Source organism: Nonomuraea sp. NPDC003201, assembly GCF_053590415.1.
Map to the genome: position 1 here is coordinate 1 of NZ_JBSFTC010000621.1, position 3,101 is coordinate 3,101.

The following is a 3,101-nucleotide window of genomic DNA, read 5'->3' on the forward strand; positions in this document are numbered from 1 at the left end:
TCGGCGTCGGCCCAGTCGGGCTGGTAGACGCGGTATTTCACGACCTCGTCGTGGAAGCCGCGGTAGGGGAACCCGTTCAGGGTCACGACCTCCAGTCCGAGCACGGTCAGCCGCTCGCGCAGCGCGGCGAGTTCGTCGCCCCGGGCGAGCAGCTCACCGGCGGCCGGCCGGGGCAGCCAGAGGCCGACGCCGAGCCGTTCGGCGCCGAGCAGTGTTCTGACCCGCGCGGCGATACCGGAGAGTTGGCGGTGGATGCCGGGGAGGTCCTCGGCCGGGTGCACGTTGGTGCAGTAGGCGAGGTGGATCGTCGAGCCGTCCGGGTGGCGCAGCCTCATGAGTCAGCCTCGCTTGATCGTGTTGCCGGCGTAGTCGGGGGCCGCCTCGGTGCCCGCCTCCAGGCTGAGCCGGCCGCTCTGCCCGTAGAAGGTCACCGGATTGCGCCAGAGCACCTGGTCCACGTCGTCCTCGCCGAAGCCTGCCGCGAGCATGGCGTCGGCGACCTCGCGCGTCTTCAGCGGATCACTGCGTCCCCAGTCCGCGGCCGAGTTCACGAGCATCCTGGACGTGCCGTACTCCTTGAGGACGGACACCATCCGGTCCGGGTCCATCTTGGTGTCGGGGTAGATCGAGAACCCCATCCAGCAGCCCGAGTCCGCGACCATGCCGACGGTCAGCTCGTTGAGGTGGTCGATGAGCACCCGTTCGGGGGGTATCCCGGCGTCCCGGACCACGTGGAGGGTCCGGCGGGTGCCGGCGGCCTTGTCCCGGTGCGGCGTGTGCACGAGGACGGGGAGATCGTTCTCCCGTGCCAGGGCGAGCTGTGCCTCGAAGGCCCGTTCCTCCTCCGCCGTCATCGAGTCGTAGCCGACCTCGCCGACCGCGACGACGGAGTCCTTCAGCAGGTATCGCGGCAACTCGGCCAGCACCTCCGCGCACCGCGGATCGTTCGCCTCCTTCGGGTTGAGCGCGAGCGCGCAGTGGTGGCGGATGCCGTACTGCGCGGCGCGGTAGGGCTCCCAGCCGAGCAGCGCGTCGAAGTAGTCGAGGAAGCTGCCGACGTTGGTACGGGGCTGCCCCAGCCAGAAAGCGGGCTCCACCACGGCCCGCACCCCCGCGGCGTGCATGCGCTGGTAGTCGTCGGTGGTCCGGGAGGTCATGTGGATGTGCGGGTCGAAGATACGCATTCAGATCCTCTCCATGACATCGGGCGGAACGGGCCGGCCGGCCGCCCGCCGCTCCGCCGCGTAGTCCGACAGCATCCGGGCCAGCTCGGCGTCGAACCGGCGCTCCAGGCCGGTCACCGAGGCCAGCGGGATCGACATGAAGACGCACTTGAGCACTCCCTGACGGAAGGCATGGTCGTCCAGCCACGCCGACCCGTACGGCCCGAGGGCCGCGGCGACCAACCGCGCGTCATTGGTGCGCAGCGCGTCCTCCACCAGCCCGACCGTCGTCCCTTCCGAATCGAGCTCGTGCAGGACGGTCAGGATCGCCAGCCGCTCGCCACTGTCGCCGGCCTCGTACAGGTTGCGGATCACCGCGGGGCGACCGTCCAGCGCGCCGAGCAGCGCGCTCCGGGCGCCGGGGCCGCCCCGCCGTTCGGCCTGCGGGAAGAGCCGGTGGATCGCGTAAGGGTCAGCCTCGACCTGCCGGACGGCCTGCGCCAGCCACTCCTGTGCCGGCTCCTTCATGTGCTCTCCTCAGGAACTCGATCGATCGGCGGGCGACCTGCGGGGCCGCGTGGCCGTGCCGGGCCAGCTCCACGGCCACGAGACCCGAGTAACCGCGCAGCTCGGCGAGCACCGGCACGAAGTCGATCTCACCCTCGCCGAACTCCAGGTGCTCGTGGACCGCGCGGCGCATGTCCTCGATCTGGACGTGCACGGTGTACGGCAGCGCCCGCCGGACGCAGGCGGGCAGGTCCTCCCGCTCCACGCAGTGGCAGTGCCCGATGTCGAGGGTGAGGCCGAACCGGGGATGGTCGCCGAGCATCGCACGCAGCCGATCGAAGCCGTCCAGGTCGGCGACGAGCATCCCGGGTTCGGGTTCGAATCCCAATGTGACACCCACGTGGTCGGCCTCGTCGAGCAGCCGTGCGCACTGGCGGGCCAGCCGCGTGTACGCCTCCGCCTCCGGCATGCCGTCGGGCCGGACCCCGCTCCACAGATGCACCACGGGAGCGCCCAGATCGGCGGCGACCCGCATCGCGGTGGTCAGGAACTCCACTCTGCGCTCAGAGTCATCGCTGATGAGGGTCGGATGGTGTTTGCGCAGGGGATCGAGGGTGTAACGCCCGCCCGTCTCGACCACGGCATCGAGGCCGAGGCGTTCGAGGAGCCCGGCGATCCGCGACACCTCCGCCGCCAGGCCGGGGGAGTGGGGGTCGAGATGGCCGTGGTCGAGCGTGATCGCCGCACCCGTGTACCCCAGATCGGCCAGGACCGCGAGCGCCTCGGAAAGCCGGTGGTCGGCGAAGCCGTTGGTGCAGTAGGCCCACTTCACGATGTCGCCATCCGGGACGAGAGCCATCTGCCCAGGGGCAGCGAGCACAGCAGCGCGCCCGCCGCCCCGAACCGCCCGTTCCCGGCGAGCGCCGCCGCCTGGAGCGGGATCAGGGCGAGGATGCTCAGCCGGACGGCGTGCCGCACGTTCTCGGGATCGGGACGGGCCCGCAATCCGGCTTGGACAGGGAGGGTGAAGGCGAGATAGCCGGCGATGAGGACACCGGCGCCCGCCCGAGCGGCGGCTCCCCTGCGCAGGCTGGCCGCAGCCGCCAGACCGGCCGCCGCGGTGGTGGCCACGAGCGCGCGCTCGGCTGTCCCGGGTACCGCCCCCGTCACCTCGGCCCGGCCGAGGATGCTGATCCCGTAGGTGTGCGCGCCGACCGCCAGTGCCATCGGCACGGCGGCTCTCCCGTCCGAGCCGGCACCCAGGAGCACGTCCAGCGCGCGGCAGGCGGCCATCGAGGCGGGGCCCGCCGCCGTCCGTTTGAGGCCCAGGTCGTAGGCCCACACCGCACCGGCCAGCAGACCGGCGACGGTGAGGCCGCGGCGTCCACCGGCGATGGCGGCGGCGGCCAGGCCGGCGCCGGTGAGGGCGGC

General features: G+C 72.0%; 3 protein-coding genes and 2 pseudogenes. All 5 read right to left on the minus strand.

The window, feature by feature from the left end:
- Window positions 1-335, minus strand: a pseudogene (locus ACWDX9_RS61760) (metabolite traffic protein EboE); the annotation flags it as partial.
- A 3-nt stretch (window positions 336-338) separates the two neighbouring features.
- Window positions 339-1,184: a TatD family hydrolase gene (locus ACWDX9_RS61765; RefSeq protein ID WP_449973192.1), complete on the minus strand. Its 846-nt coding sequence runs from the start codon at window positions 1,182-1,184 to the stop codon at window positions 339-341.
- Window positions 1,185-1,691: an EboA domain-containing protein gene (locus ACWDX9_RS61770; protein WP_449973193.1), complete on the minus strand. Its 507-nt coding sequence runs from the start codon at window positions 1,689-1,691 to the stop codon at window positions 1,185-1,187.
- The gene (locus tag ACWDX9_RS61775) at window positions 1,636-2,529 is read right to left on the minus strand and encodes a sugar phosphate isomerase/epimerase family protein (protein WP_449973194.1); all 894 of its coding nucleotides are present in this window, start codon (window positions 2,527-2,529) and stop codon (window positions 1,636-1,638) included. The genes ACWDX9_RS61770 and ACWDX9_RS61775 overlap by 56 nt, the downstream gene beginning before the upstream one ends.
- Window positions 2,499-3,101 (minus strand): annotated as a pseudogene (locus ACWDX9_RS61780) (SCO3242 family prenyltransferase); the annotation flags it as partial. The pseudogene ACWDX9_RS61780 and the gene ACWDX9_RS61775, both read right to left, overlap by 31 nt.